This window comes from Streptomyces sp. ISL-100, from assembly GCF_018614615.1.
Taxonomy (GTDB): domain Bacteria; phylum Actinomycetota; class Actinomycetes; order Streptomycetales; family Streptomycetaceae; genus Streptomyces.
Genome location: NZ_JAGGOK010000009.1, coordinates 14,816 through 41,533, shown reverse-complemented (window position 1 = coordinate 41,533; position 26,718 = coordinate 14,816). Strand labels below are relative to the sequence as shown.

At 67.4% G+C, this 26,718-nt stretch carries 22 protein-coding genes and 4 pseudogenes; 17 read left to right on the top strand and 9 right to left on the bottom strand.

Translation table 11 applies throughout. From position 1 onward, the window contains the following. Positions 1 to 6: 6 nt before the first annotated feature. Positions 7 to 1,344 carry a M14 family metallopeptidase gene (locus J7E89_RS05280; protein WP_214968921.1) on the bottom strand — a complete coding sequence of 446 codons (1,338 nt, stop codon included), beginning with the start codon at positions 1,342 to 1,344 and terminating at the stop codon, positions 7 to 9. Positions 1,345 to 1,526: 182 nt separating this feature from the next. Beyond that, on the bottom strand, positions 1,527 to 2,729 hold the full coding sequence (locus J7E89_RS05275; RefSeq protein ID WP_214968919.1) for a S8 family peptidase: 1,203 nt from the start codon (positions 2,727 to 2,729) through the stop codon (positions 1,527 to 1,529). Between the two features lie 641 nt (positions 2,730 to 3,370). Here J7E89_RS05275 and J7E89_RS05270 point away from each other — a divergent pair. From J7E89_RS05270 to J7E89_RS05240, 7 genes and pseudogenes are all read left to right on the top strand, one after another. Continuing rightward, positions 3,371 to 3,679, top strand: coding sequence for an IS3 family transposase (locus tag J7E89_RS05270; protein ID WP_037724813.1), 309 nt, complete (start codon positions 3,371 to 3,373; stop codon positions 3,677 to 3,679). After that, positions 3,676 to 4,293: pseudogene (locus J7E89_RS42305) on the top strand (IS3 family transposase); the annotation flags it as partial. The gene J7E89_RS05270 and the pseudogene J7E89_RS42305, both read left to right, overlap by 4 nt. Positions 4,294 to 4,313: 20 nt before the next feature. Beyond that, positions 4,314 to 4,547: an integrase core domain-containing protein gene (locus J7E89_RS05260; protein WP_214968917.1), complete on the top strand. Its 234-nt coding sequence runs from the start codon at positions 4,314 to 4,316 to the stop codon at positions 4,545 to 4,547. Positions 4,548 to 4,585: 38 nt separating this feature from the next. Next, positions 4,586 to 5,173, top strand: a pseudogene (locus tag J7E89_RS05255) (dicarboxylate/amino acid:cation symporter); the annotation flags it as partial. A gap of 28 nt (positions 5,174 to 5,201) precedes the next feature. Further along, positions 5,202 to 5,939: an SDR family NAD(P)-dependent oxidoreductase gene (locus tag J7E89_RS05250; protein WP_214968915.1), complete on the top strand. Its 738-nt coding sequence runs from the start codon at positions 5,202 to 5,204 to the stop codon at positions 5,937 to 5,939. Positions 5,940 to 6,142: 203 nt separating this feature from the next. Continuing rightward, a complete protein-coding gene (locus J7E89_RS05245) occupies positions 6,143 to 7,447 on the top strand; it encodes an ISL3 family transposase (RefSeq protein WP_308315337.1) in 1,305 nt (434 codons plus the stop codon). 153 nt (positions 7,448 to 7,600) lie between these two features. Continuing rightward, the gene (locus tag J7E89_RS05240; RefSeq protein WP_214968911.1) at positions 7,601 to 7,807 is read left to right on the top strand and encodes a transposase; all 207 of its coding nucleotides are present in this window, start codon (positions 7,601 to 7,603) and stop codon (positions 7,805 to 7,807) included. A gap of 272 nt (positions 7,808 to 8,079) precedes the next feature. On the opposite strand, the gene J7E89_RS05235 is transcribed toward J7E89_RS05240, so the two are convergent. The 5 genes and pseudogenes from J7E89_RS05235 to J7E89_RS05215 form a co-directional block, all read right to left on the bottom strand. After that, positions 8,080 to 10,362 (bottom strand): polyprenyl synthetase family protein, encoded by a 2,283-nt coding sequence (locus J7E89_RS05235; protein ID WP_214968909.1) that lies wholly within the window; start codon positions 10,360 to 10,362, stop codon positions 8,080 to 8,082. Positions 10,363 to 10,940: 578 nt separating this feature from the next. Continuing rightward, positions 10,941 to 11,072, bottom strand: a pseudogene (locus tag J7E89_RS05230) (IS6 family transposase); the annotation flags it as partial. Positions 11,073 to 11,102: 30 nt separating this feature from the next. After that, positions 11,103 to 12,302: pseudogene (locus J7E89_RS05225) on the bottom strand (IS3 family transposase). A 138-nt stretch (positions 12,303 to 12,440) separates the two neighbouring features. Beyond that, positions 12,441 to 13,505, bottom strand: coding sequence for a (Fe-S)-binding protein (locus tag J7E89_RS05220; RefSeq protein ID WP_214968907.1), 1,065 nt, complete (start codon positions 13,503 to 13,505; stop codon positions 12,441 to 12,443). After that, positions 13,502 to 14,905, bottom strand: coding sequence for an FAD-binding oxidoreductase (locus J7E89_RS05215; RefSeq protein WP_214968905.1), 1,404 nt, complete (start codon positions 14,903 to 14,905; stop codon positions 13,502 to 13,504). Before J7E89_RS05215 ends, J7E89_RS05220 begins: the two co-directional genes overlap by 4 nt. A 70-nt stretch (positions 14,906 to 14,975) precedes the next feature. Here J7E89_RS05215 and J7E89_RS05210 point away from each other — a divergent pair, with 70 nt between their 5' ends. The 10 genes from J7E89_RS05210 (at position 14,976) to J7E89_RS05165 (ending at position 24,625) form a co-directional block, all read left to right on the top strand. Then, the gene (locus J7E89_RS05210) at positions 14,976 to 15,818 is read left to right on the top strand and encodes a class I mannose-6-phosphate isomerase (protein ID WP_214968903.1); all 843 of its coding nucleotides are present in this window, start codon (positions 14,976 to 14,978) and stop codon (positions 15,816 to 15,818) included. A gap of 13 nt (positions 15,819 to 15,831) precedes the next feature. Beyond that, positions 15,832 to 15,990: a hypothetical protein gene (locus J7E89_RS05205; protein ID WP_214968900.1), complete on the top strand. Its 159-nt coding sequence runs from the start codon at positions 15,832 to 15,834 to the stop codon at positions 15,988 to 15,990. A gap of 487 nt (positions 15,991 to 16,477) precedes the next feature. Continuing rightward, positions 16,478 to 16,882 carry a hypothetical protein gene (locus tag J7E89_RS05200; protein ID WP_214968898.1) on the top strand — a complete coding sequence of 135 codons (405 nt, stop codon included), beginning with the start codon at positions 16,478 to 16,480 and terminating at the stop codon, positions 16,880 to 16,882. A 38-nt stretch (positions 16,883 to 16,920) separates the two neighbouring features. After that, the gene (locus J7E89_RS05195; RefSeq protein WP_214968896.1) at positions 16,921 to 17,241 is read left to right on the top strand and encodes a hypothetical protein; all 321 of its coding nucleotides are present in this window, start codon (positions 16,921 to 16,923) and stop codon (positions 17,239 to 17,241) included. 78 nt (positions 17,242 to 17,319) lie between these two features. Further along, on the top strand, positions 17,320 to 17,586 hold the full coding sequence (locus J7E89_RS05190) for a hypothetical protein (protein WP_214968894.1): 267 nt from the start codon (positions 17,320 to 17,322) through the stop codon (positions 17,584 to 17,586). A 48-nt stretch (positions 17,587 to 17,634) separates the two neighbouring features. Then, positions 17,635 to 19,638 carry a hypothetical protein gene (locus tag J7E89_RS05185; protein WP_374196786.1) on the top strand — a complete coding sequence of 668 codons (2,004 nt, stop codon included), beginning with the start codon at positions 17,635 to 17,637 and terminating at the stop codon, positions 19,636 to 19,638. A gap of 120 nt (positions 19,639 to 19,758) precedes the next feature. Beyond that, positions 19,759 to 21,150 carry an ABC transporter substrate-binding protein gene (locus tag J7E89_RS05180; protein WP_214968891.1) on the top strand — a complete coding sequence of 464 codons (1,392 nt, stop codon included), beginning with the start codon at positions 19,759 to 19,761 and terminating at the stop codon, positions 21,148 to 21,150. A 26-nt stretch (positions 21,151 to 21,176) separates the two neighbouring features. After that, entirely contained in the window at positions 21,177 to 22,103 is a 927-nt protein-coding gene (locus J7E89_RS05175) for a sugar ABC transporter permease (protein ID WP_308315336.1), read from the top strand. Further along, complete coding sequence (locus J7E89_RS05170) at positions 22,100 to 22,987, top strand: carbohydrate ABC transporter permease (RefSeq protein ID WP_214968888.1); 888 nt, start codon at positions 22,100 to 22,102, stop codon at positions 22,985 to 22,987. The genes J7E89_RS05175 and J7E89_RS05170 overlap by 4 nt, the downstream gene beginning before the upstream one ends. A gap of 27 nt (positions 22,988 to 23,014) precedes the next feature. Then, positions 23,015 to 24,625, top strand: coding sequence for a DUF4214 domain-containing protein (locus J7E89_RS05165; protein WP_214968886.1), 1,611 nt, complete (start codon positions 23,015 to 23,017; stop codon positions 24,623 to 24,625). An 87-nt stretch (positions 24,626 to 24,712) separates the two neighbouring features. On the opposite strand, the gene J7E89_RS05160 is transcribed toward J7E89_RS05165, so the two are convergent. Together J7E89_RS05160 and J7E89_RS05155 are read right to left on the bottom strand one after the other, a co-directional pair. Then, positions 24,713 to 25,858, bottom strand: a complete 1,146-nt coding sequence (locus J7E89_RS05160) for a Gfo/Idh/MocA family protein (protein ID WP_214968884.1) — start codon at positions 25,856 to 25,858, stop codon at positions 24,713 to 24,715. Between the two features lie 2 nt (positions 25,859 to 25,860). Next, positions 25,861 to 26,697 carry a class I fructose-bisphosphate aldolase gene (locus tag J7E89_RS05155; protein WP_214968882.1) on the bottom strand — a complete coding sequence of 279 codons (837 nt, stop codon included), beginning with the start codon at positions 26,695 to 26,697 and terminating at the stop codon, positions 25,861 to 25,863. Positions 26,698 to 26,718: the final 21 nt, after the last annotated feature.

The window sequence follows — 26,718 nt, the reverse complement described above, 5'->3', positions numbered from 1 at the left end:
GGAGCGTCAGGAAGTGGAGCAGTACTGGGCTTCCTTGCCGATGGAGCGGTACATGCAGTCCGAGTTCTCGATCAACTGCAGGACGGCGTCGCGGTTACGGCTGGTCTCGCGTTCGATCACCTCGTCGGCAGGGTAGAAGCCGCCGCTGAACGCGCTCTTGGGATACATCTCGAAGGTGTAACCGAAGATCTTCTGGCTGCCCCAGAGGTAGTCGTCGATCGACCCGTCGGTGATGTAGAGGTCGCTGGACTGTTCGGCCTTGTAGCCGTTGCTGGCGGCCATCTTCTGGCCGACGGAAGCGAAGGCGTCACGGTCGTCCTGCGTCATGCCCGGTGCGGTGTCGGCGGTGGTGTACCCGTAGGGCCACAGGACCAGTTCGCTGTAGGTGTGGAAGTCGATCCCGGTCTTGATCTGCTGCTTGCCGCCGACGACGCGGCTGCGGACGAAGTCGGCGACGACCTTCACCTCGGGCGCGGACTCGGGGTTCTTGCCGCGGTAGGTGTCGGAGCTGGTATTGCCGGAGGACCCGCCGCAGCAGCCCCACTTGTAGTCCCAGTTGCGGTTCATGTCCGTGCCGACGTACGAGGAACCGGCGTTGGGCTGCCGGTTCTTGCGCCAGTTCTTGTAGTTGCCGGTGGAGATGTCGTACTCGCCGCCGTCAGGATTGAGGTCCGGGACGATCCAGATCTCACGGCTGTTGACGGCGTTGGCGATGCGGGAGTCGCTTGCGTAGTCCTCGCCGAACTCGCGCAGCAGGTACAGGGCCATCTCGACGGTGAGGTGCTCGCGGGCGTGCTGGTGGTGGGTGAAGAGGACCTCGGGCTCGTTCTCGTCGGTGCCGACGTTGTCGCTGATCTTGATGGCGACGATGTCCCGGCCCTCGTAGGACTTTCCGATGACCCGCTTGCTCATGATGGACGGGTAGGCCGCGATGCGCTGGTCGATCTCGGTCATCATCTCGGCATAGTTGTGGTACTTGGAGTCGGCGGACGGGAAGTCCGTCGTCCCGAAGTCCTCTTCGTGCTCGTGCGCGTCAGGGGCGGCCAGCTCCTGGAGCCGGTAGCCGAGCGCTCTCAGCTTCGCCGCTTCCATCCGGTCGGCGCTGATGATCACGGAACGGGCGTGCACCTCGTCGATCGAGACACCGGTGGCGGCGAGTGCGGTCCGCTCGGCGACCGTGGCCGGACCTTGAATCTCGTACTGGCGGATGTCTTCCTCGAGGGTCGCGGTCGAGGGCCGGGCCGGCGGGGAGGCGGTGGCGGAGGCGGTCAAAGGGGCCGCGAGGGCGAGCGCCATCAGGGCCGCGAGGGCGGCCGTCCGACTGGCGCGGGTGCGAAGTCGCATGAAGACTCCTGGTCTGGAGCATGTGGACACCCGTGGTCACGGGTGCGCGGGCGGGGCGCAGGAGGATCGGCCGACGATCGGATGCTGCGGCTGGGCCGGGTGGCCCGACCCCGGTGGGCGCACCGCCGCCCACCGGAGCCGGGAGCATCGCCGGGCCGGGTTCCCCTTCCAGCCCGCGACGGTCAGAAGAGCGTGTAGAGGAGCTTGTTCGGGGAGCCGCTCTTCGGGTCCTGGACCTTGCCGTTGGTGGCGTTGTTCACCAGGGCGCCCCTGACTTGAGCCGGGGTGGCACTCGGGTTGGCCGCCAGGTAGAGGGCGGCGGCGCCTGCGGTGTGGGGCGAGGCCATGGAGGTGCCGCTGATGGTCTTGGTCGCGGAGTTGCTGTCCTTCCAGGCGGAGGTGATGTTCACGCCGGGGGCGAACAGGTCGAGGCAGGAGCCGTAGTTGGAGAAGGAGGCGCGCTTGTCGGTGTTGTCGGTGGCACCGACGGTGATGGCCTCGGCGACACGGGCCGGGGAGGAGTTGCACGCGTTCTGGGGCTGGCCGAAGAAGTTGCCGTTGCCGGCGGCGAGGGCGTAGCTGATACCGGAGGCGATGGAGTTCTTGACGGCGTTGTCAAGGGAGGTGTTGGCGCTGCCGCCCAGGCTCATGTTGGCGACGGCCGGCTTGACGGCGTTGTTGGTGACCCAGTCGACGCCAGAGATGACGCCGGAGGTGGAACCGGAGCCATCGCAGTTGAGAACGCGCACGCCGACGATCTTGGCGCCCTTGGCGATGCCGTAGGTGGACCCGGCGGCGGTAGCGGAGACGTGGGTGCCGTGTCCGTTGCAGTCGTTGCCGTTCTGACCGTCGCCCACGGTGTCGGTGCCGATGGAGGCCCGGCCCCCGAAGTCGCTGTGCGAGGTGCGCACGCCGGTGTCGATGACGTACACTGTCACGTTGGAGGCGGTGGTGTTGTAGGTGTACGAGCCGCTCAGCGGCAGGTCCCGCTGGTCCACCCGGTCGATGCCCCAGGTGGCGTTGGACTGCGTGGCGCTGACGCTCATCACGGAATCCTGCTCGACGAGAGCGACATGCGGGTCAGTGGCCAGCTTTCGAGCCTGAGCCTCCGTCATCTTCACGGAGAAGCCGTTCAGGACGCTGCGGTAGACGTGCGACAGCCGCCCGTTGCCGCGGTGGGTGAGCTGCTGCGCGACCGCGTCGGTCGCGGTGGTCCCGTCCTTGAGCGTCACGATCCAGCTGTCGGATATCGCTGTCCCGGCGGCGGCCAGGCGCACATCGGCGGACGGTGTAGCGCTGTGGGCGGGAGAGCCGGCGAGCTGCATGCCTGCCACGAGCAGGACGGCAGGGGTGAGGGCGCTCAGACGGCGTGTGAGGGGTCGCATCGGTGGGGCACCAGACCTTTCGTAGACCGGATCGCGGTACGTACGGGCTGCGCGGCCATGGCTCCCTCCCAGGTGTGGGAGCATGCCTGGTCGCGCGCTATGCGGTGGGTCGGGTGGTGCGCGGGGTGCTGCCACGCAGCGACGCCCGGCGAAGGCGTCATTGCGTAGCACCTTCGTCAACAGTGGTTTCGGAAGGTGTTACCCCGCTTCCGCCGAGTGTGCTGTTCCATCGAACGGAACGTCAAGTGCCCTAGAAGCAAAGCGTTATGAAGTTCAGGTGAGGATTCACGTCAGACCCCCTGAACATCTCCATCTCTTGCCCGCAGTGACGGCCGCGACCCACGGTCACCCCAGCACATGGCAAATGGTCGACGTCAGGAGGGCGAGGGGATTGACCCACCGCATGGGAGTTGGCGACTGCAAGCCACAGCCGGAGCAGAACCCGAACCAGGAGAACCGCCCACTTACAAGCCGCTGTTCCGGGCACGTACGGGTCTGGATGTCCTAGTACAGGTGCACGGGCAAGGGCTACCACCCGACTGGCGGTGACTGTCCGCAGGTTCGACTCATGGACGACCTGGGCTTGATCCGCTTTGACGGACATCTGAGATCAGGGGTTCTGCCCCGGGAGGATGTCCATCATGGAGAGCATGGGGAAGAAGAAGCCTCGGCCTCGCCGCTCGTTCACACCGGAGTTCAAGGCCGAGATCGTCGAGCTGTGCCGACGCGGTGACCGCTCGGTCGGCCAGATCGCCAAGGACTTCGATCTGACCGAGACCGCGGTGCGGCTGTGGGTCAGCCAGGCCGAGGTTGATGCGGGCGAGCGTGACGGCCTGACCAGCAGTGAACGCGAGGAACTGGCGGCCCTGCGGCGGGAGAACCGCCGCCTGCGTGAGGACGTCGAGGTCCTCAAGCGTGCGACGGCTTTCTTCGCGAAGGAGACCCGGTGACGGTGCACCCGTTCATCGAGGCGGAGAAGCAGGGCGGCCACAGCGTCAAACGAGCCTGTGAACTGCTGAAGGTCTCCCGGACCGCCTTCTATGCCCGCCGCGCCAGCACGCCTGGTTCCCGCGCGGTCCGTGACGCCGAACTGGCGGAACAGATCATCGACGTCCACACGCGATCGCGGGGAACCTACGGTGCTCCACGCATTCATGCCGTGCTCAAGCGGGAAGGCGCCGGGTGCGGCCGGCGCCGTGTCGCGCGGCTGATGCGGGCTGCCGGCCTGCAGGGCCGGCATCGCAGACGGCGGCACCTGACGACGATCCCCGATCCACGGGCTGCCCTGCGGCCCGATCTCATCGCCCGGGACTTCCAGCCCGACCCCGCCGGCCTGGATGCCCGCTGGTGCGGCGACATCACCTACGTCGCGACGGACGAGGGCTGGCTGTATCTGGCCACCGTCATCGACATTGCCTCCCGTCGCGTGGTCGGCTGGGCGACGGCCGACCATCTGCGGACCGATCTGGTCGCCGATGCTCTTGCGGCCGCCTGCCGACAGCGTCGCCCCACCGGTCCGTTGATCTTCCACTCGGATCGCGGCTGCCAGTACACCAGCCACCAATTCGCCACTCTGCCAACCAGTTGGAGATCCGGCTGTCGGTCGGCCGCACCGGACAGTGCTGGGACAACGCACTCGCTGAGTCGTTCTTCGCCACCATCAAACGGGAGTTGCCCAACACGAGCCCCTGGCCCAGCCGGGCCGCCGCCCGCACCGCGATCTTCGATTTCATCGAGGGCTGGTACAACTTGCACCGACTGCACAGCAGCCTCGGCTACCGCAGTCCCGCCGAATACGAGACCGCACTCGCAGCCTGACCACCACACCAATGGTGTCCGTCAAAGCGGAACAAGCTCACTTCGGCGTCTACCCGCTGCTGCTGGCCACCGTCGCCAAGGTCAACCCGCTCCAGTTCTTCAAGGGCGCCTGGCCGGCCATCCAGCTGGCCTTCGTCTCCCGCTCCTCGGTCGGCACCATGCCGGTCACCGAGAAGGTCACCGAGCGCCTGGGCGTTCCGAAGGAGTACGCCACCTTCGCCGTGCCGTTCGGCGCCACGACCAAGATGGACGGCTGCGCCGCGATCTACCCGGCGCTCGCCGCGATCTTCATCGCGCAGATCTTCGACGTGCAGCTGGGCATCCAGGACTACCTGCTGATCGCCTTCGTCTCGGTCGTCGGCTCGGCGGCCACCGCCGGCCTCACCGGCGCGACGGTCATGCTGACCCTGACCCTCTCCACGCTGGGCCTCCCGCTGGAGGGCGTGGGCCTGCTGATGGCGATCGACCCGATCCTCGACATGATGCGGACGGCCACCAACGTCGCCGGCCAGGTCGTAGCGCCGTTGATCGTGGCGTCGCGGGAAAACATCCTTGACCGCGACAAGTACAACGCCGTGACCTCGTCCCCGGTGGATGAGTCGCACCTAGCCCTCGCTGGCGCATGAAGACCCGGTACAACACAGAATGATCTCTATGAAGACACAGCAGAAAGTCACCATCGTCACCGGGGGCAGCCGCGGCATAGGCGCGGCCATCTGTCGGCGGCTCGCCGCCGACGGCCAGGACATCGCAATCGGGTACCGGAGCGACGTGGCGGCCGCCGAAGAAGTGGCCCGAGCGGTACGAAGCACAGGCCGACGCTGCACGAAGATCGCCGTGGACACCTCTGACCCTACGGCCGTCGACCACCTCTTCGAGGTAGCAGCTGCCGAACTCGGGCCAGTCACAGGGCTGGTGAACAACGCGGGTGTCAGCGGTCCCAACGGCAACCTGGCCGACGCGGACCCTGAACGGATGCGCGAGGCACTGGCAGTCAACGTCCTGGGCTACCTGCTGTGCGCGCGGCGGGCGGTACAGGATATGACTACCCAAGGCGGTGGGATGATCGTAAACATCTCCTCGGCCGCCGCCACGCTCGGCAGCCCCGGGCAGTACGTGCACTACGCCGCGGCCAAGGCCGCAGTCGACACGATGACCCTCGGTCTTTCGAAGGAAGTGGCCAAGGACGGCATCAGGGTGAACTGCGTGGCACCGGGCACCGTCTGGACTGACTTCCACGAGGATCCGCAGCGCCCCGCCAGGGTGGCATCGGCCATCCCTATAGGCCGGGCAGGACAACCGGACGAGATCGCGGCTGCCGTATCCTGGCTGCTGTCGGGTGATGCCTCGTACGCCACTGGAGCCATTTTGCGCGTCGCAGGAGGCATGTGACGTCAGCCCCAGTTGAGTTCTGTTGAACTGGGAACGCAAAGAGTTCTAGTCGAGCGTGCAGCGGACGCGCGGGCCGCCAAAGTAGCCGGGTGATGCCTGGTTGGCGTTGGCGGCGGCGAAAGAAATGGCGGGCCCGGGGCGGCGAATTTTGGGCTCTGTCGGGGATCCTGTGATGTCGCAGGGTTGAGCTGGGCAGCCTTCGGGTGTGCGGTTCAGGGGTGTTGGGGCGGTTGTTGCCGCATCTGTCCGGTGTTGTCATCGAGTCGATCAAGCGAACGGCCGGGGTCATCACGCTTCGCGCGGGGTGTCAGACCTTGCCGGTGAGGTGCCCGCAGTGCGGGATGCCGTCGTGGCGGGTGCACGGTCGGTACGTCCGGAGGCTCGGCGACGCGCCCGTCGCTGGCAGCCCGGTGATGATCGAGCTGATCGTGCGACGCTTCAAGTGCCTGAGCGATCGGTGTTCGGCCGTCACATTCGCCGAGCAGGTCGAGGGGCTGACCAGACCGCATGCCCGGCAGACCATGCTGCTGCGATCGATGCTCGCCTCGATCGCCCTGACGCTGGCAGGCCGGCCCGGTGCCCGCCTGGCCACGTTGCTTGGGATCCGCATCGCCAAGGACGCGCTGCTGGATCTGCTGCGCTCGGTTCCCCAGCAACCGGTCGACGTGGTCAGGTATCTGGGAGTGGACGACTTCGCTCTGCGTAAGGGTGACTCCTACGCGACGATCCTGGTCGATCTGGAAGCCCGCCGGCCCGTCGATGTCTTGCCCGGCCGGGACGCCGAACCGCTGGCCGCATGGCTCCGCCAGCACCCGGAAGTGGAGGTCATCTGCCGCGACCGGGCCGGCGCCTATGCCGAGGGAGCCAGAACCGGCGCCCCGCAGGCGATGCAGGTCGCCGATGCCTGGCACCTGTGGCGGAACATCGCCGAGGCCCTGGAGAAGACGGTCGGCTCCCATTACGGATGCGTCCGGGAAGCGTTCGCGGAGCCCCTGGTCACGGCGGAGACGATCGTGCAGGCCCCGGTCGCGACGGAGCCCGAGGCGGCGGTCGTGCCGTTCGTTCCACCCGACGGCACCCTTGACGTGATGGGCCAGCCCCGGCGCCTGGTGACCCGCACGGCCGAGCGTTACGCGGCGGTCCAGGAACTGCTGATCGAGGGAAAATCCCTGGCGGCGATCGGCCGGACACTGCGGCTGGACCACTCCACCGTCCGCCGGTTCGCCCGCGCCGCCTCAACGAACTCCTGGCCAAAGCCACCGGGCGCCTGTCCGTACTGGACGAGCACAAGCCGTACCTTCATGCCCGCTGGCTGGACGGCTGTCACGACATTCCCCAGCTCCACCGGGAACTGCGGGAGCGTGGGTTCACGGGGAGCATCCAGTGCGTCCGCCGCTACTTTCGTGCTTTCAGGCCGCCCCGCCAACCAGGGCGGAAGCAGCAGCGCGTGTCCCGGCCTCAACCGAGGCCGGCCCCCAAACCCCGACGCGTCGTCCGATGGATCCTGACGAACCCGCAGCACCTCACCCCCGCGGACGCCGCGGAACTGAAGGAGATCCGCACGGTCTGCCCTCACCTCGACGCCGCAGCCCGTCACGTCCACGACTTCGCCGAGATGCTCCACCAACTCCGGGGAGACCAACTTCCCGACTGGATGGACCGTGTTCTGGCCGACGACCTCCCCAGCACTGCACTCCCTGGTCAGCGGCCTGCGACGCGACTTCGACGCCGTCACCGCCGGGCTGTCCACACCGTGGAGCTCGGGCCAGGTCGAGGGCCACGTCACCCGCGTCAAACTTCTCAAACGCATGGGCTACGGCCGAGCCAACCTCGACCTCCTACGCCAGCGGGTACTCCTCAGCCCATGACCTTGCGACATCACAAGATCCCCGACAGAGCCGAATTGCGTGACCGCTGACAAGAACATGGTGGGGGTGCCACTGCGCGCGTTCTGGATGTCGCTGAGCGCCGGGAACCGGGGATGCGGGCCCAGTTGTGCAAGTTCCTCCGGGAAGTCCGTGATGACATCGTGTTCAGGGAGCATGCGCTGCTGGCCTTTCGGGGGGTAGGGACCGTCAGCACGGCCCACGGGGTGGGCAAGGTGGCCGGTGGGAGGCGCCGCTCGCTCTTTCTCGGACCCTTATCCGTTCAGTTGTGCGTCCCGGTAGGCGGCGAACAGGCCGAGCGCACGGAGCATGGCCTTGATCGGGTAATTCGGCAGGAGCGGTTCGAGGACGTTCCAGTTCCTGTTGATCAACGCCCGGGCGCGCTCCAACGCGAGGTCCACACCACCGGACCGTTCAAGCAGAGCGATGCAGGCGGCGACCTCCTCCGGCTGCCGGGGCCGGGCACTGACGCGCCGCCAGAGTTCCTGGGCCCTGCCGTTGGGCAGCAGTTCGATTGCGCATGCGAGGGGGTAGGTCACTTTCCCGTTGCGGATGTCCTCGCCCGGCTCCTTCAAGCGCTCTCCGCTGCCATTGACGTGACCCCGCAGATCGAACACGTCGTCGGAGATCTGATAACAGAGGCCCAGCGCCTCGAAGTAGTCGCAGAGCGCCGCGCGTTGGGCTGGCTGGGCATCGGCGAGGGTGGCGGCCAGATCCGCGAGGGCCCGTACCGGTAGTGCCGTCTTCAGGCGATGGACTGCGAGTACGTGGTCGCCGATCGTCTCTTGGCTGCCCGCGGCTACGGCTTCGTCCATGGCCCGGGTACGCCCCCGGATGTCGAGGGCTTGACCCGCGTGTGCGCTGCGGAGCACGCCGCAGAACAACTCATAGGCGTGGAGACGGACCTCCGGCCTCAGCTCCAGCCCGCGCAGAACCCGGTCGAAGGCGAAATAGGTAGCGGTGCCCGCGTTGATGGCCGTGGCGGTGCCGAAGACGCTGTGCGCGGCTGGGCGGCCCCTCCGCAAGACGGCGTCGTCCTGTACGTCGTCGACGATGAGGCTGCCGGTGTGCAGCAGCTCGACGACCGCCATCAGCGGACGGTAGGGGTCGCTGTCGGCTCCCAATGCTTCGACCACGGCGATGAACGCGAAGGGGCGCCAGCTCTTGCCCGCCGCTTCCACCACATGCAGTACGGGCCGGGCCAGCGCCTCGTGGATCTCGCTGTGGGAAACGGTCGACAGCAGGTCTTCCGTCCCGGGGCCGAGGAAACCGAGGCTGGCCTGCGGGCTGGGGGTCGACGGATAGAACTCACTGATGACTCGGCGGGTCTCCGCTGCGATGGGGTTCATGAGCTGGTCCATCCGGGCGATCGCCTGGGCCGGCTTGACCTCCACAAAGCCGGTTCCGTGCACCGCCCTGCCGCCGAATCTGCCGCTGACGTGGACCCTTCCCTCCCAGAAGCCCCGGTGGATGGTGACCGTGCGCACCTCCTGGCGGGCGAAGGCCGCCTGGAGCGTGAGGTCAAGGCCGAGGGAGGGCGAGGTGAGCGTCCAGCTGAGCGGGTACTCGTTGCAGGTCTGCAGGGAGGTCCATACAGGGCCGCGCTCCAGCGTGTAGTCGTCGATCGTGCGGGCGGTGCCGTCGGGTGACACGACGAGCGAGGTCCGGTCCCGGAGTTCACTCTTGCCGTCGGCGACGTTCACCTTGCTCCAGACGGCGGCCGAGACGTCCCAGCCGTTGTCCAGATGGAGGCCGCACCAGTCCCAGGCCGTCTCCTCCGCCGCGAAGCCGCTTTCTGCCCGCACAGGGGCGAGACCCCACTCGTGGTCGTACCAGGCGATGCCGTGGGCGAACTCGTGCCGGACGCCGACGGTAGTAATCTCACCCGCTACAGCGAGACGGGTCACGCTGTAGTAGCGCATTCCCTCGTCGTCATCGCCGATCCCCGACACCGTCCCACCTCCCTGCCAGGCTGCCGGGCGCAGAGGCGTGAAGGCGAGATCCATGGAGAAGTGCTCCACCGGATGACGCAGCCGCAGCCGATAACTGCCCTCGTCATCACGCCGGAACTCGGCGTCCGTCCCGTAGCAGAGCACGAACGGATCGAGACCGAGACGCACCGGCCCCTCTAGAGGGAGGTCGGGCAGCGGAGGCCGGTCGTCGGACACCATGTCCTCGAGTGCCTCACGCAGTTTGGGATCGTAGACGCGATCGTTCCTCAGTACCTGCCGGATCAGGGCCAGATTCGCCCCGTCGAGCTGCGTCAGCTGCTGATAGCGCCCGGTCTGCGGATCACACCACCCGGCCGCGAGGGTGTGCGAGTGTTCCACTCCCCCGTGAGCGCTCGCTTCGCCGACCCGGAAGAACGCCGCGAAGCCGGAAAACGGCCTGCCTTCGGCTGTTTCGGCATGGAAGTTGACGTACCACCATTCCATGCCCACGGTGTCGTCAGGATGGTCCGGATCGCTTTCCATGCCGAGACTCATCAGATGCTCCGGCACCGTCACGGGCTTGTTCTGCACAGTTTCATCACGCATGATCAGGGATTCTCCTCGGGCCCGCCAGGCGGCTGGCGCATGACTGGCGGGCCGTCCGGGTGTTTCATGACCAAGGCGCCGCCGCCGCAGGGCCGGCACCGGGAAGAGTCAGATGACGGGCTGCGTACTCGGCACGCAGCTGGTCGTAGATGGGTGTCGCAACGAATGACCGACCAGGGCCGACCGCAGGCGAGGTGCACACGGCCTCGACGGCGGCCTTCCTCTGCTGGGACGGCTGAACCTCCGCCGTGCCGTGAGCGGAATCGCGCTGACTGCGGCTCGGGCGAACCGTTTCGGCGCCTTCCACCTGTGCTGCACTCATGCGTGCTCGTTCTCAGACTGCCGGTGTCGATCCTCGTGTGCCTTCCCTAACGAATGCCCCCAGCAGCAGAAACGGGGACGGATCCTCACCTCGGGGTTTGGATACCGTAGACACTGGATTTTGAGGATCTGGTAGAGCGGCGTCCCTGTCGGGACGAGGCATCCTCCGACTTCCCAGGAGGGCACTGTCACGTTGTCGAGGGCGTGAGTGTCCGACGGTGCGTCAGGGCATGCCGGGGTGGGCCGGCGGCGCTGGTTCAGGCCGTGGCGGGCAGGGCGGCGGTGCCGGTGATCTGGTCCCAGATCGCGAAGCGGATGATCATCTCGGTGCGGTGTTCGGTGGCGGTCATCAGGTGGCGCCGTGGCCTGAAGTGGGGCGAGATGCCGCTGGGGCCTTGACCCCTGATCTTGGACACGGCTTATGCGGCTGGGGCCAGCGTAGTTGATGGTGTGTCGAGGGCCGTCTCGTAGGTGATGGGGCTGCGGTGTCCGAGGGCGGAGTGGCGGCGGACGGTGTTGTAGCGGTGGAGCCAGCGGAAGAGGTCGAGGCGGGCTTCGCGCTCGTCGGTCCAGGCCCTGCGGCCTTGGAGGATCTCGCGTTTGCATGTGGCGTTGAACGACTCGGCGAGCGCGTTGTCCGCCGAGCTGCCGACGGCGCTCATGCTCTGGACCACGCTCGCCTGGCGGCAGGCGTCGGCGAACGCCCGGCTCGTGTATTGCTCCGTGGTCGGTGTGCATGACGGCGCCGGCCAGGCTTCCGCGGGTCCGTTCGGCCGCGGCGAGAGCATCGGTGACCAGGGACGTCCGCATGTGGTCGGCGATCGCCCAGCCGGCCAGGCGGCGCGAGGCGAGGTCGATGACCGTGGCCAGATACAGGAACTTCCCGCTGGTCAGCGGGAGACAGGTGATGTCGCCGACATACTTGGTGTTCACCGCCTTCGCGGTGAAGTCGCGGCCGATCAGGTCGGGCGCTTTCGCGGCGGCCGGGTCCGCGATGGTGGTGCGATGCCTGCGTCGCAGCCGCAGTCCCGCCGGACCGGCCTGCCGCATGAGGCGGGCGACGCGCTTGTGGTTGATCCGCTCGCAGTCCTCGCGCAGTTCGGCGGTGATCCTCGGGACGCCGTAGGTGCCGTCCGAGGCCCGGTGGATGGTGCGTATCCGGGCGGCGAGCTTCGCGTCGGCTGCCTGGCGGGCCGTCCGGTCGGCTGCGGTGCGGCGCCAGTGATAGAAGCTCGAGCGGGCGATGCCGAGGATGGTGCACAGCCGCTTCACGCCGAAGCGGCGCTGGTGGTCGGCGACGAACTGGAAGCGGTTCACCAGCGCGTCTCCCCGGCGAAATACTTCGCGGCCTTCCGCAGGATCTCACGTTCCTCCTCCAGCTCGCGGATCCTCTTGCGTGCGGCGGCCAGTTCCGCCTCCAGCGGCGTGGGCGGCTCGGCCGACACCTCGGCCCGGCGTCCCCGCGGGCGGCCCGCTCCGGCCGCGCGTATCCAGTTACGCAGCGTCTCCGGGTTGATCCCCAGGTCGGCGGCGACCTGCTTGATCGTCGCTCCGGGCCGCGACTGGTACAGCTCGACCGCGTCCGCCTTGAACTCCGGCGGGTAGTGCTTCATGACCACAAGATGCCCGTTCTCAGATCCTCAAGATCCACGTCTCAAGTGTCCAAGATCAGGGGTCAAGGCCCCCAGCTGACCTACCCCTTAACGATCTACAGCTGCCGTATCGGAGGATCGGACGACGTCCGGTGAGCTCGCCGATCACTGAGTCGGCAAGGCTCCTGCGATCAGTTCGGCGAGATGGACGGCCCGCACGCTCGACCCCCGCCTCTTGAGCCCGGTGCTCAGTTGTCGAAGGCATCCCGGGTTCACCGCGACGACATAGTCCACCCCCGCCGCCTCTATGGCGTCCAGTTTGGGCTGCAGGATGGCCATGCTGTCCTTCGGACGTAGCAGGGCGTAGGTGCCGGCCGCTCCACAGCACCGGTCAGCACCCTCGATCTCCACATACTCCGCCACCTGCCGGAGGAGAGCACGAGGCTGGACCTGCACTCCCAGGCCGTTTCGCAGGTGACACGAGTCCTGGAACGTGACTCGCGCCAGGCGTCCGTCGATGACGAGCCTTCTCATCGCCACCGCTCCGGCGGTGACGTGCTCGGAGAACTCTCTGACGCGGTCTCGGCCGAGGACTTCCGCCAGATGCGCTGCGCAGCCGCCGGCGGTGGTGACGATGACTCCGGGAAGGTCTCGTCCGAGTTTCCTGGCCAGCTCGCGGCCACCTTCAAGGTCCCCGTTGTGCGCGTGCAGCGCGCCGCAGCAACCCTGAGAACGAGGGACGGCCAGCCCGGGTGACAGTTGCAGGGCCGCACGGCTCACCTCGGGAAACAGTGCGCGCTCGAAGCATCCGAGCATGAGCGCGGGCTGATCCGGCGCGAGCGGCCGCCGCCGGGCGCTCCGCCGTACGACGCCCATCGCGCGCAGGAGCCAGGGCCTACCGGCCGCCATCATGAGGAGGCGGGCCGGCAGCGGTCGGCTGCGGCCCCGCCAGGTCGCGTCGCGCCATTCTTCCAGCAGCTTGCCGTACTCGACTCCGGCGGGGCAGACCACCTCGCAGGCCCGGCAGCCCAGGCAGAAGCTCGCCTGCTCGGTCGCGGTTGGATCGTCCAGCGGCAGGTCGCCGGTCTGCAGCGCGCGCATCAAGTTGATCCTGCCGCGGGGCGAGGCGGCCTCGTCACCTGTGCTGTCGTAGGTGGGGCAGGCGGGCAGGCAGAACCCGCACGAGATGCATCGGTCGAGCAGATGAGGGCCGAAGAGGTCGTCGTTCACGAGCCGAGCTTTCCGGGGTTGAGGATGCCGTTGGGGTCGAAGGCGTGTTTGATCCGGCGCAGCAGATCGATGTGTGTGTTGCCCAGCCGCGCCTCGAGATAGGGCAGCTTGGCCGCGCCCACCCCGTGCTCTCCGGTGATGGTGCCGCCCAGCTCGACGGCCGTGTGGAAGATCTCGCCGAAGGCGGTGTGTGCGCGCCCGATGGCCGCCTGGTCGGCGGGGTGTAGGACGCAGGTGGGGTGCAGGTTGCCGTCCCCGGCGTGGCCGAAGGTGCCTATCCGCACGTCGTGCCGTGCGGCGATCTCGTCGATGCGGTCCACCATGTCGGCCATGCGAGGTCTGGGGACGCTGACGTCCTCCAGGATGGTCATCGGGCCGAGGCGGGCGAGCGCGGGGAGCGAGCAACGGCGTGCGGCGAGCAGCGCTTCGGACTGCGCCACGTCCTCGGCCGTCGTCACCTCAAGAGCGCCGGCCGACGCGCAGATGTCTGCCATTCTGGTGATTGCGCGCTCGACCGCGTCGGGCGTGCCGTCGTCGCCGAAGAGCAGGAGCGCTCCGGCGTCGCGGCGCAGACCGAGTCCGGCGAAGTCCTCGACCGCGTTCAAGCAGATGTTGTCCAGAAATTCCAGCGTGGCCGGCACGACGCCGGCGGCGATTGTTCTGCGGACCGCCTCGCTCGCCTCGGCCAGGGTGGTGAAGTAGGCGACGCCGGTGCCGGAGGTGGCAGGCATGGGCAGCAGCGCCAGTGTCACCTCGGTGATCACGCCGAGGGTGCCCTCCGAGCCGGTCAGGAGGCGGGTGAGGTCGTAGCCTGCGACGTCCTTCCACAGCCGCCCACCGGTGCGGATGACCTCGCCGGTGGCCAGCACCACCTCGACGCCCAGCACGTGGTTCCTGGTGACGCCGTACTTCAGGCCGCGCAGGCCCCCCGCGCAGGTGGCGACGTTGCCGCCGATGGTGGACACCGTCCTGCTGCCCGGGTCGGGGGCGTACAGCAGGCCGTGCCCGGCCGCCGCGGTGCCCAGTGCCGAGGTGGTCAGGCCCGGCTGGCATACGGCCAGCAGCTCCTCCGAGCTGATTTCCAGGATCGCGTCCATCCGTGTGAGGACGAGGACGATGCCGCCGGTGAGCGGGACGGTGGCCGCGCAGAGGTTGGACCCGGCGCCTCTGGGGATGACCGGGATCCGGTGCTCGTTGGCGACGCGCAGCACGGCCGCCACCTCGGCCGTGCTGCGAGGGAAGGCAACGAAGTCCGGCCGATGATGGAACAGAGGCGTGGCATCACGGCCGTACGGCTCCAGCCCGCCAGGGTCGGAACGCACATGTTCGTCGCCGACGATCCCCGCCAGCAGGCGATGAAGCGCGGGCTTTCCTGCGGGTTCGAAGCTTCTTTCTGCCATGGCGACCGACGATATCCGTTGCTACGATGCGGGACAACGTTGTCTCGCATTCTCTTTGGAGTCGTACCCGATGAGATCGTTCGTCCTTGGCCCCAATCAGCCACAACGCTTCTATCGCGGAGGACCGGCCATCGCCGCCTTCCGCGGTCTCGCCTCGCAGGGGGAGTGGTACCCGGAGGACTGGGTCGGGTCGTCCACCTCGCTGTTCGGCGACGAACACCTGGGCCTCACCCGCCTTGACAGCGGGGAGACGCTCGCCGAAGCCGTGCGCAGGGACCCGCTGGCCTGGCTCGGCCCCGCGCACGTCGAGGCATTCGGCCCCGATCCCGCGCTGCTGGTCAAGCTGCTGGACGCCCGCGAGCGCCTGCCCGTGCACGCCCACCCCGACCGCTCCTTCTCCTGGCGACACCTGGCCTGCGGCTACGGCAAGAGCGAGGCCTGGCTGATCGTCGGCGCGGAAGAAGGGGCGGCGGTGCACCTCGGATTCCGCCGGGATGTCGACCCCCAGGACCTAGCCCGGTGGGTGGCCGAGCAGCGAACCGAGACGATATTGGGCGAGATGCATGCAGTCTCTGTTCGAGCCGGCGACGCAGTGTTCGTGCCCGCCGGCCTGCCGCACGCGATCGGCGCCGGCCTGTTCCTGGTGGAGCTCCAGGAGCCGACGGATCTTTCGGTGCTCATGGAGTGGGAAGGCTTCGCTGTGAACGGGCCGGTCGACGGACACCTCGGCCTCGGCTTCGACCTCGCGTTGCAATGCGTCGACCGGCGCGGCTGGACCACCGCGGAGATCGCGGAGCTGAGCCGGGCGGCCAGGCACGGCCGTCCCGTGGAGCTCCCCCTCCCGGCCGCCAGCGAAGCATTCTTCGTGGCAGAGAAGCTGACGGCGATAGAAGGGGACAGCCTCGACCTGTGAGCCGGGATTCTCTGTGCTCGTCGTGGTCAAGGGCCGGGGCGAGCTGGTGTCGGCCTCCGGTGATGCGATCGCGATCAGCCGGGGCGCCACCGTCCTCACCCCGTTCGCCGCCGGGCCGCTCACGCTGCGCGGGGGCGTCGAGGCGCTGAGGTGCCGCCCTCCCCGGGCGTAGCTCGGGGCTCGACGCGTGTGAAGCATCCGAGGACCCGTGCGCAAGCCAGGTGGGAAGGCCGACAGGCTCCGTGAGAGATCGGTCGAGCTGTCGAGTTCGCACGCTGGTTCTGTGTGACGTGGCCAACGTTACCCGCGTTCGCCAGCTTCCACTTCGTGCGTGCCTGTGAGGGATCTCAGTTGCAGGAGGGCCGATCTCAGCACCAGGCAATGGACTGAGCGGGGCAGACATTCTCCTCACCCAGGCAGTCGAGACCCGTGGTTCAGGGCGTTCACGCGATGAGCGCGCCCCGTTACGAACCTGTTGTTCACGGGAGGGTAGACAACGTTGTCCCGCAACCTTAACGTTGCGGGCAATCTTACCTCTGTCACAGAGAAGCCTCCTGTTAACTGGTGGCACGCTGTGGAGCCCGGCTTCCAGGTCAGCCCCTGTCATAGGCAGGTCGTCCGTAAAGCCAGGCCGACAGGGTTATTTGGAGGTGGAGCAAGTGATCGGTGGAAGTAACCGGCGCTGGGGTGGACGGACAAGCGCGCCCGTCGCCGCGGTGCGCCTCCTGGCCACCGGATGTTCGGCTGGCCGAGACGATAGCGCAGGAAGCGGCGGCGGAAAGATCACCCTGGCGGTCTGGGCGGAGCCGGGTCTCGTCGACGTATTGCCGAGCGCTCCCAAGGAGTGGCGGTACGGCAACTTCCTGGAGACCGAGTTCGAGAAGGGACACCCTGGTGCCGATCTGAGCCGTTCGGAAATCGCAACCGAGACCGCTGGAGGGCGCACCTCCGCCGCTGAGGCCGAGACACGGAGTCAACAGCTCGGCCATGCCGACGGAGAGGGCTGGTCGGCCAACCCGGTCCAGGACACCTCACCCGGATATCTCACCAGTGGCCCCACGTGATGGGGTGCGAAGGTGAGAATGTCGCCGTCTTCAACACCATGATCGGCAACGCGACGGCAAACAACGATCCAGTGATGGCAAACGACGTCTGTGATGCCACGACGGACTCCGTCGTCGTGCAACGGACGGTCTGCCGGGGGGGCTTCCGCCAGGCCGGCGATGGGGAGTTCTTCCGCTTGCCGTACCAGAACCCGCGCCACGACCACCAGCCGGAGTTCCAGGTGTACTGGCAGGGCAACGCCTTCCTGAACGTGGAACGCGTGCTGGGCAACGATGGCATCTTCATCAAGAGCCGGCGCTCGAACGACGGTGAGATCGGGCACGTCATCAGCCGCTTCGAAGACACACGAAGGTTCTAGGACGAAGGATGGAGCGCGAAGACGAGCAACGATCCGGCGGGATTCCTCGGCTACGGGCCGTACGAGACCGGGATCCCCGTGGGCACCTGGACGGCGACGCGGACCTTGTATAGCGACAACGTCACCGCGGCCACCCCGCCGATCGTTCGCCTCGAAGTCTACGACTCCGACACGACCACCATCCTTGCCTCGCGGAACGCGACCCGCAACGAGTTCGAGCATGCTGACCGCAATCAGGAGTTCGCGGTCAACTACACCAACTCCGTTGCCGGGGACCGGCTCGAGTTTCGCACGTACTGGTACGACCACGCTTCTACGGTGCGGCGCGGCGTGACTGTGCGCTGATCAAACCCGATCTGCCCGGGCAGATCCGACCGCTTGCGGAGACAGTGAATGCGATCATACATCGACCTTGGCGCTCTTTCCTGGACTGTCGAGGGGTGGCGCCAATGGGACTGGAAGCTCGTCACCACCGTCGAAAGCCATTCCAGCCGGCCTCCCGCCGTTGGACCCGTGCCGGTTGAAGTTCCTGGAGGGGTCCGCCCAGCCCTCTTGGCCGCTGGTCTGATCCCTGACCCCTACCACGGATCTCAGTCCCAGCACTCGGAATGGATCGAGAACCGACACTGGATCTTCCGTTGCGACTTGTCCGAACTCGACATCGATGACGAAGTCAATCTCACCCTCCGCTGCCACAGTCTCGACTACGCCGGAGAGATCATGCTTGGCGACGTCGCGGTCGGCTCCTTCTCGAATACCTTCCTGCCGGTCGAGGCTGACCTTACCGAGGCGTGGGCCGGCGGCCACCGGCAGCTGTCGGTTGTCTTCACCGACGTTCCCGACGACCTCGGGCAGATTGGGTGGACGTCGAAACGACGTGCCTGGAAGCCTCGGTTCAACTACGGCTGGGACTGGACTCCGCGCATGGTCCAGGTTGCCATCGCTGGGCCGATTGGAATCGATCTCATCTCGGGTCCGGCAATTGAGCGACTCGACGCCCTCGCCTCTTACTCCAGCGTGACCAGTGAAGCGTCTGTGCACGTCAAGCTGTCAACGTCTGGTTGCCTGCCCGACCACTCGATCCGGGTGCGTCTGGTCGACCCGGTGACAGAACGCATCGTTGCCACTGCCGACCACCCAGCAGGTGAGCGCGAGTTCCACGTTCCAGTGGACGACGTCACACCGTGGACCGTCTGCCCGTCAGGCCCAGCTCAGCTCTACCACCTGCACGCAGACCTTGTGGATCCAGCGGGAGAGCAGCTCGACTCGGCTGAGACGCGCGTCGGATTCCGCGACATCTCATGGTCGCCGTGCGAGGGAGCTCCGCCCGACGCTGCGCCGTGGATCTGCAACGTGAACGGCGAGCCGCTATTCCTCCAGGGTGTCAACTGGGTGCCGGTCAGACCCGACTATGCGGACGTGACCGACGACATGATCCGACAGCGCCTGCTCACCTACCGCGACCTGGGCGTGAACCTGATCCGGGTGTGGGGTGGCGCGGCCATGGAACGAGCGGCCTTCTACGACACCTGCGACGAACTCGGCCTGCTCGTCTGGCAGGAGCTCCCGCTGAGCTCCTCAGGCCTGGACAACCTGCCGCCCGCCGACGACGAGTTCGCCGCGGGCCTCGCGGAAATCGCCTCGCACTACGCACGGCAGCTGCGCCATCATGCCGCTCTCGCCCTATGGTGCGGCGGGAACGAACTCGCGGTGGGGGCCTACGGCGGTGACCCGGTCCGACCGGTCGACGTCACTCATCCGGCTCTGGCAGCGGCGGCAGCCGTACTGGGGCATGAGGACCCTGGTCGCCGTTTCCTGCCGTCATCCCCCTCGGGTCCGGGATACATCGCCGACCCGGAGAACTTCGGACTCGGTGTTCACCACGACGTCCACGGCCCGTGGGTCCATGACGGATCGGCTGACCAATGGGCCGGGTACTGGGACCGCGATGACGCGTTGATGCGATCCGAGGTCGGCATCGCCGGCTCCAGTTCCGTCGATCTTCTCACCGCGTTCGGGCTGGCCCCTGACCACGTCACTCTCGACGCGATCAGAGCGGACTGGTCGCACTCGTCAGGATGGTGGCTGGCTGAACTGGACTCAACGATAGAAGAGCAGGGCCTGGAGGCGTGGGTCCACGCGAGCCAGAACCGGCAGGCGACGTTGCTGGAGTACGCGGCGGCGGCGACCAAACGGCGGTTCCCCCGTTGCGGCGGGTTCATCGTCTGGATGGGCCACGACACCTTTCCCTGTGCCGTGAGCCTGTCGATCTTGGACTTCTGGGGTCGTCCCAAGCCCGCAGCCCTGGCCATCCGCGGCGTCTTCACCGGACTGTCACCGCAGCCGGAAGGCGTGCTCGCAACCTCGCTGTCCGCCCACGAAGCGTTGCGCGAATAGGGCGATCAGCATGATCACACAGGCACCCGACAGCGAGGTCCGGGCACGAGCGGCCGTCTCAAGCCGACGCGCGGTCAAGACCGGCCCGCCGACCCACACCAACAACGAGGAGATCCGACCATGACGACCCGACGCCGCTTCGCGGCACTCATCATCGGGAGCGCGCTCGCACTCACCGCGTGCGGACCGTCCGGCAATACCAAGGACACAGGCGGGGGGGCCAAGGACGGCGGCACGCTGACGATGTGGACGTTCAAGCAGTCACACGTCGCCGGCCTGGAGGCTGCGGCCGAGGAGTTCCGGAAGAAGACCGGCACGACCGTCAAGATCGAGCTCACCACGCCGCAGGAGGCGTACGTCAGCAAGGTCCAGGCCGCGGCGCGGACCAAGTCGCTGCCCGACCTCATCACCGTGGGCAGCGCCGACGAGTCATTCAAGTTCGGCGCGGCCGGCGTCCTGACGGACGTCACGGACGACTTCGACCAGACGACCCGGGAGGCGCTGCTCCCGGGCCTCGCCGAGGCGGCCAAGCTCACCCAGTTGGCGATCGACAACTCCAAGGCCGACCCGCAGAACTCTCTTGAGAAGCTGAAGGCCGGGCACTGGTACGGCATTCCTTATATAGCCGGCTCCTCGGGGATCGTGATCGGGCGCAAGTCGATGCTCGACGCGGCCGGGGTTAACGTCGCGAAGGCCTCGGGGTCGTGGGAAGGCTTCGTCGAGGCGGTTCGCGCGACGCACACGAAGTCGGCGAAGAAGGGCGGCCTCGTCACCGGGATGCAGGTACCGGAGACGGGGTTCCAATGGCTGTACCGGCCGCTGTCGCACTACTACCTCGGCAAGGAGGCGTTCGCGAGCCGGGACGGCAAGGCGCAAGCGCCCGCGTGGACCTCCCCGGAGAGCGTCGAGACGTTCAAGCTCGTCGACCAGATGTCGGGCCTGTGGGCGCCAGGCGTATTCTCGCTCGGCATCGACCAGGCGGACCAGGCGTTCGCGCAGGGCAAGGCGGCATGGGACATCGGCGGTACATACACCCTGCCGTTCCTGCTCCAGCAGGGCATGAAGGCCGAGGACCTGGTTCTGTTCCCGGTGCCTGCGGCATCCGGCGGTAAGATCACGAAGGCTGAGCTCGCAGCGACGCCGATCCTGTCCAGCGGCATCACGACGCAGTCGAAGAACCCGAAGGGTGCGCTCGAGTTCGCCAAGTTCCTCGCCGCCGGTGACGGCGCCAAGGCCTTCGCGAGTGCCGCGAGCGAGATGCCTGCCTCGGCCAAGGCTGCCCGCGCCCTCGCGTCCGACCCACTGCTCGGCCCGGTGGTCACCGCACTCGGCCAGAACTCAGGCAACGCCTTCAACGGCGACGACTTCACCGCGCTGCCCGCCGGGCCGGTGCAGGTCAAGCACGAAAGCGCGGTCGCGCTGGCCCGGCTCATCGCCGGTGACAGCACTCCGAAGCAGGTCGCCAAGCGGTTCGCGGACCTGTACGGGCAGGCCTGGAGCCGGGTCCGTTGACAGTGGACAAAATCCGAGAGCGAGCCGTGCCGCGGCGCGGCCGTAACCGGAACAGGGCCGGTGGTCGCCGCGAGGCACTCACCGGCTACCTGTTCGTCGCGCCGGCGGTGCTGCTGTTCGCGGTGCTCGGGCTCTACACGATCGGCTATGGCCTGGCGCTCAGCGTCCACGAGTGGAACGGCATCACACCGACGTGGACGTGGGCCGGGCTGGACAACTTCCGTGACCTGCTGTGGGCGGTGCCCTCCCTGGCCGATTCGACCAAAAACGCGCTCGGCCGGACCCTCGCCGTGATGGTTGGCGCGGCGGTGCCCACGGTGCTCATCAGCCTGGCGCTGGCGCTGGCGCTCAACTCCGTCGGCCGCATCCGTGGCTTCCTCCAGACGCTCTACTTCCTGCCGTACGTCACCACCGGCATCGCGGTGTTCTACGCCTGGCGATTCATCCTGCTGCCGGACGGGGCGCTCAACTCGGTCCTGGAAACGGTGGGGCTGGACTTCCTCGTCGAGCCGGAGGGCTTCCTGGGCAACCCGGAGACAGCGCTCTGGACGACCACCGGTGTGCTGGTGTGGGGGATGGTCCCGCTCGGCGTGCTGCTCTACTTGTCCGCGCTGCAGTCCATCGACGACGCGGTGCTCGAGGCGGCGCGGCTCGACGGCGCCTCCGCGTGGAAGATCGCGACGCGCATCGTATGGCCGATGCTGCGGCCCACCACCGCGTTGCTGGTCGTGCTCGTGCTGCGCGGGGTCCTGCAGGAGTTCCAGATCTTCCTGCTGATGACCAACGGTGGTCCGCTGGACCGGACCACCACCTTGCCCCTGCTCGCCTACAACTACGCGTTCGGGCGCGATGCGGTCTACTACGGGTACGCGAGCGCGCTGGGCTGGTTGCTGTTCCTGTTCAGCGTCGCGCTGGCCGCGTTGACGTTCGTCGTGCTGAGGAGGCGCACATGACCGTCCTTGAACAGGCGGTGCGAACCCCGACCGCGCCCGTCGCGAGCGACGTCCGAGATCACCGGCGGCGTCGGCTGTGGAGGCTGCTGGCCGGCACACTGATGGCGTTGTACGGGATCGTCAGCGTCTACCCGTTCCTGTGGATGGTCTCCGGGGCGTTCAAGGACGAGCGGGAGGTGATCGCGTCCGGTTCGCTCATCCCTGAGCATCCCACGCTCGGGACTCTGAGGGACACCTTCGTCCTGCTGAACGTGGGCGACTACGTGCTCAACAGCCTCGTCGTGACGGTCGGTTCGCTGCTGTTGATCCTGGTGATCTACCCGCTCGCCGGATACGCGTTCTCGGTGCTCCGCTTCCCGGGCCGCCGGGCGCTGTACGCGATGTTCATCGCGATTTTCTTCGTGCCCGGTGTGACCACGCTGCTACCCCTGATCCTGACCATGGACCAGCTCGGCCTGCTCGGCACGCACCTGGGCCTCCAGCTCGCGTTCGCCAACGGGTCGGCGCCCCTGGCGATCATGCTGTTCAAGACCTATTACGACACGATCCCCCGCGAGCTGAGGGACTCGGCGCGGATGGACGGTTGCGGCGAGGTGGCCCTGCACTTCCGGATCTATCTGCCGCTCGCCAAGCCGGCGATCGCCACCGTCGCCGTCATCAACTTCGTCGCCATCTGGAACGAGTACATCGTCTCCGGTGTGTCGCTGTCGGACCCGTCGACGTTCACCTTGCCGCTCGGCCTGCAGCGCCTGCTGAGCCAGAACGTCGTCGAGTGGAACCAGGTGATGGCGGCCTCGCTGTTGGTCGTCATCCCGGTGATCGTCGTCTTCGTGGTCCTTCGTCGCTTCTTCGTCTCCGGCATCCAGGGTGCAGTCAAGATGTGACCCTCCAACCCCCAGAAAGGTTATCCAATGGCACGAACAACCCACTGGTACAAGGCGATCGGCGCCGGCCTCGTTGCGGTCCTGACAGGGGCATTGCTGAGCCCGTCGGCGGCCGCCGCGGCGGCCGGCCCCGTCCCCTACCAGTTCATCGCCAAGGCCTACACCGAGGGCCTGGGGCGCGCTCCAGACCAGCCCAGTTGGACCGCCGCCGAGGCCCAGTTCGTGAATCAGGGATGCAACGTCGCCAACCTCAAGGCGTTCGGCAAGAGCGTGCTCACCTCGGCCGAGTTCAACGCGCTGGGCTACGACAACACGTCCCGGATGATGGTGGCCTACCGGACGATCCTCAACCGCGACCCTGACGCCGCCGGCCTCGCACACGCGGTGAACCTGCTGAACAACGGGGCCATCACGTGGTCCGGGATGCTCGACGACATGTACGCGAGCCCGGAATTCGCTGGCCTCTCCGGCACGATCTGCTCGGCGGGCAACCCGGACTACAACTTCGGGACGGCGCCGGCGCCCACCGTGGCGACGAAGGGCGCCGGCTTCACCGGCACCCAGGCTCAGCTCCAGTCCCGGCTGAACGCGACGCCCAGCGGTGGCACGCTCGCTCTTGCTCAGCGGGCCGTGGTGCGGATCAGCTCGTCCTCGCTCGTGGTGCCGCCCGGGGTCACGCTGACGACCACGGGTGCCCCGACGCCCAGCCGCTACGCCGACATGGGGCGCATCGTCCGGGCCGACACCTGGCCCACGTTCGCCGCGGCGACCATCGTGCTGCGGCCCGGCGCCAAGCTGCGCAACGTGTGGGTCGACGGCCAGATGGGAGTGCCCGGCAGCGGCGCGTCCAGGCGCTACGTGTCAGCCGCGTACAACGTCCAGTCGCTCAGCGGCACGGGTAACGAGGTGAGCAGGAGCAGGGTCGGCAACTCCGCCGGCGCCACGAACATCCAGGCCCGCGGCGTCAACGACGAATCCGATCGCTGCGTCGACAACGTCTACACGGACAACTTGATCGAGGGATACTCCAGCGACCACACCGGAGGCAACTGGACCGACGGCCTCTCGATCGGCTGTGAGGATTCCGAGGTCGCCAACAACCAGATCATCGACGCCACCGACGTACCACTGATCCTCTTCGGCCAGGGCGATTTCACCCAGACCAGCCAGATGCACCACAACGTCATCGTCAACGCGGGCCAGGCCACCTTCGCCGCGATCGGCGTCGACCCCTGGAACGCCTATCCGGATCTGGGCGATGGGCCGGGCGTCGCGAGCAGCTCCTTCGCCGGCGCAAGGATCCACGACAACACGTTCTGGAACAACTCGCGAATTCCACACGCCATCGGGATCACCGTCGGCACCCGGGCCTGGCACGGCCCGTACGCCTGGCAGGGCAACGCAGTGGCCGTCACCAACAACACCAAGGGAAGCCTGCCGCTGTACGCGGAGACCGGCATCGTCGTCGCCGGCATGCTGAACGCGACGGTGACGGGTAACTCGTTGCCGAACCAGCTCGTCGACACCACGTCGAGTTGTACCAGCGCCAACGTCGGCGCAGCCGTCTCGGCCGGCTACGCCTCCGGTACGATCCAAGGCCCGTTCCTGGACACCGACTACAACACCTGCATCGGTTGATCCGTCGATTTCAGTTCCATGCTTGACGAACTCTGTCCAATGCTTAGGGGTGCACGCCGTCTGGCGTGCACCCCTATTGCGCGGCCGCTACAGCTCGACCGAGGCGGCGGACTCGTGCGCGCGCAGTGCGGCGGCGAACACGCGGTGGCTGGTCAGCGCCTCCTCGGGGGTGACGCAGCCGAATCGGTCGCCTGCCTCACCTGCGCGCTCGGCGAGGAAGGCCGCCCACATCTGCAGGATCGCGTCGGAGAAGCCGGTCTCGAAGATGCCGCCGGTGACCGTGGGATACACCGACTGACTGCCCATGTCGTACTGCTGCCAGATCTGCTCCCTGCCCAGCACCGGGTCGTCGCCCACCTTGAAGACCCACAGCGCCTTGGGGTTCTTGGTGGAGAACTCCACGCCTCCGCTCATCCCGGTGACCCGCAGCGACCAGGTGTTCTTCTGGCCTGGATCGACACGCTTCATGCCCAGGGTGAGCGGGAAAGGCTCCCCCTCGTGCTCCGACGCGCAGTGCAGAGTGGCGTTCTCGTAGGTGTCACAGGCGACCGGGGTCCCGTCGGGACCGGGGCGGGTCGGCACCAGATCCTGAAGGACGGAGAACACCCGGCTCGGCGCCCAGCCGAGGCGGATCGGCACGTGCAGCACGTGCATGCCCAGGTCGTTCATGACCCCTGCCTCACCGCAGTACTCCCGCTGCCGCTTCCAGTTGATCGCCTTGCCTGTGTCCAGGTCGCTGGAGTGGCAGAAGTAGTTGCTCGCCTCGATGATCCGGCCGAGCGCGCCGGACCTGATTACGTTGATCGCGGCCTGGGCGCCGGGGAAGAACGGAATCTCGCTGGAACAGCGGACGAACACTTCTGGGCGCTCGCGCAGGGCCGCGACGATGCGTTCGGCCGCGGCCAGGTCGATGCCGAACGGCTTTTCGGCGAGGAAGTCCTTGCCCGCCGCGACGGCGTCGAGGTAGATCTGCTCGTGCAGGTCGTGCCGGACCGCGATGTAGAGCACGTCGACGGAGTCGTCGGCGAGCAGATCCCGATAGTCGGTCACCTTGGTGGTGACCGATTCGATCCGATCGAACCAGGCCAGAGCATCGGGATTGATGTCGCACACCGCGGTGAGTTTCGGCGTGACGGGATGGTCGATGAGCGCGGGCCATCGGGCTATGGCGGCCGTGATCTCCTTGCCCATGAGCCCGCCGCCGATGATGCCGACGTTGACGGTCTTTCCCATGCTCAGACCGCCTTCACCAGGCTGAGCGCTTCCTCGGCGCTCGCCTCGTCGTGCAGGACGGCCATCAGCGCCCGGGTGATCCCGGCGGGGTCGCGGTGCTGGATGATGTTGCGTCCGTAAACGATGCCGCGCGCCCCCTGCTCCAGGACGGCCACGGTACGGCGCAGCAGCTCGGCATCCTCGACCCGGCCGCCGCCGCGCACCAGCACGGGTACGTCCCCGGCTACTTGGATCACCTGGTGGTAGTCGGCGATTTCGTTGGTGGGGTCGGCCTTGATGAGGTCGGCGCCCAGCTCACGAGCCTGCCGGACGAGGGCCACGACCTTGCGGGTGTCGCCGTCCACCTGGTAGCCGCCGCTCTCGGCGTTGTCCCGCATGACCAGCGGCTCGATCATGAGCGGCATGCCGTACCGGTCGCACTCGGTGCGCAGCGCCATGATGCTGCGGATGCACGCCTCTCGTATCTCGGGCCGGCCGGGAAGCTGCAGCAGGTTGGCCACCACGCAGACCGCGTCCAGCCGGACGGCCTGCTCCACGGCGGCCGGGAAATGCATGCTGAACAGGTGCTCGTCCAGCGGGTTGCCGTAGACGTTGGCCACGTCGGTGCGCAGCACCAGGGCGGGCTTGTCCTTGCCGGGCCTGCCCTGCAGCAGGGGCGCCTGGCCGGGGGTGAGCTGGATGGCGTCGGGAGCGGCGGCCATCAGTGTGTCGATCGTCGCCCCCATGTCCTCGATACCGGTGAGAAACGACGGTTCGCCGAAGAATCCATGGTCGACGGCGACGTCCAGGCAGCGGCCGGAAGAGGGATTGAACAGGCGGTTCAGACGGTAGGAAGCCATATCTCCTTCATTCATCTGGGC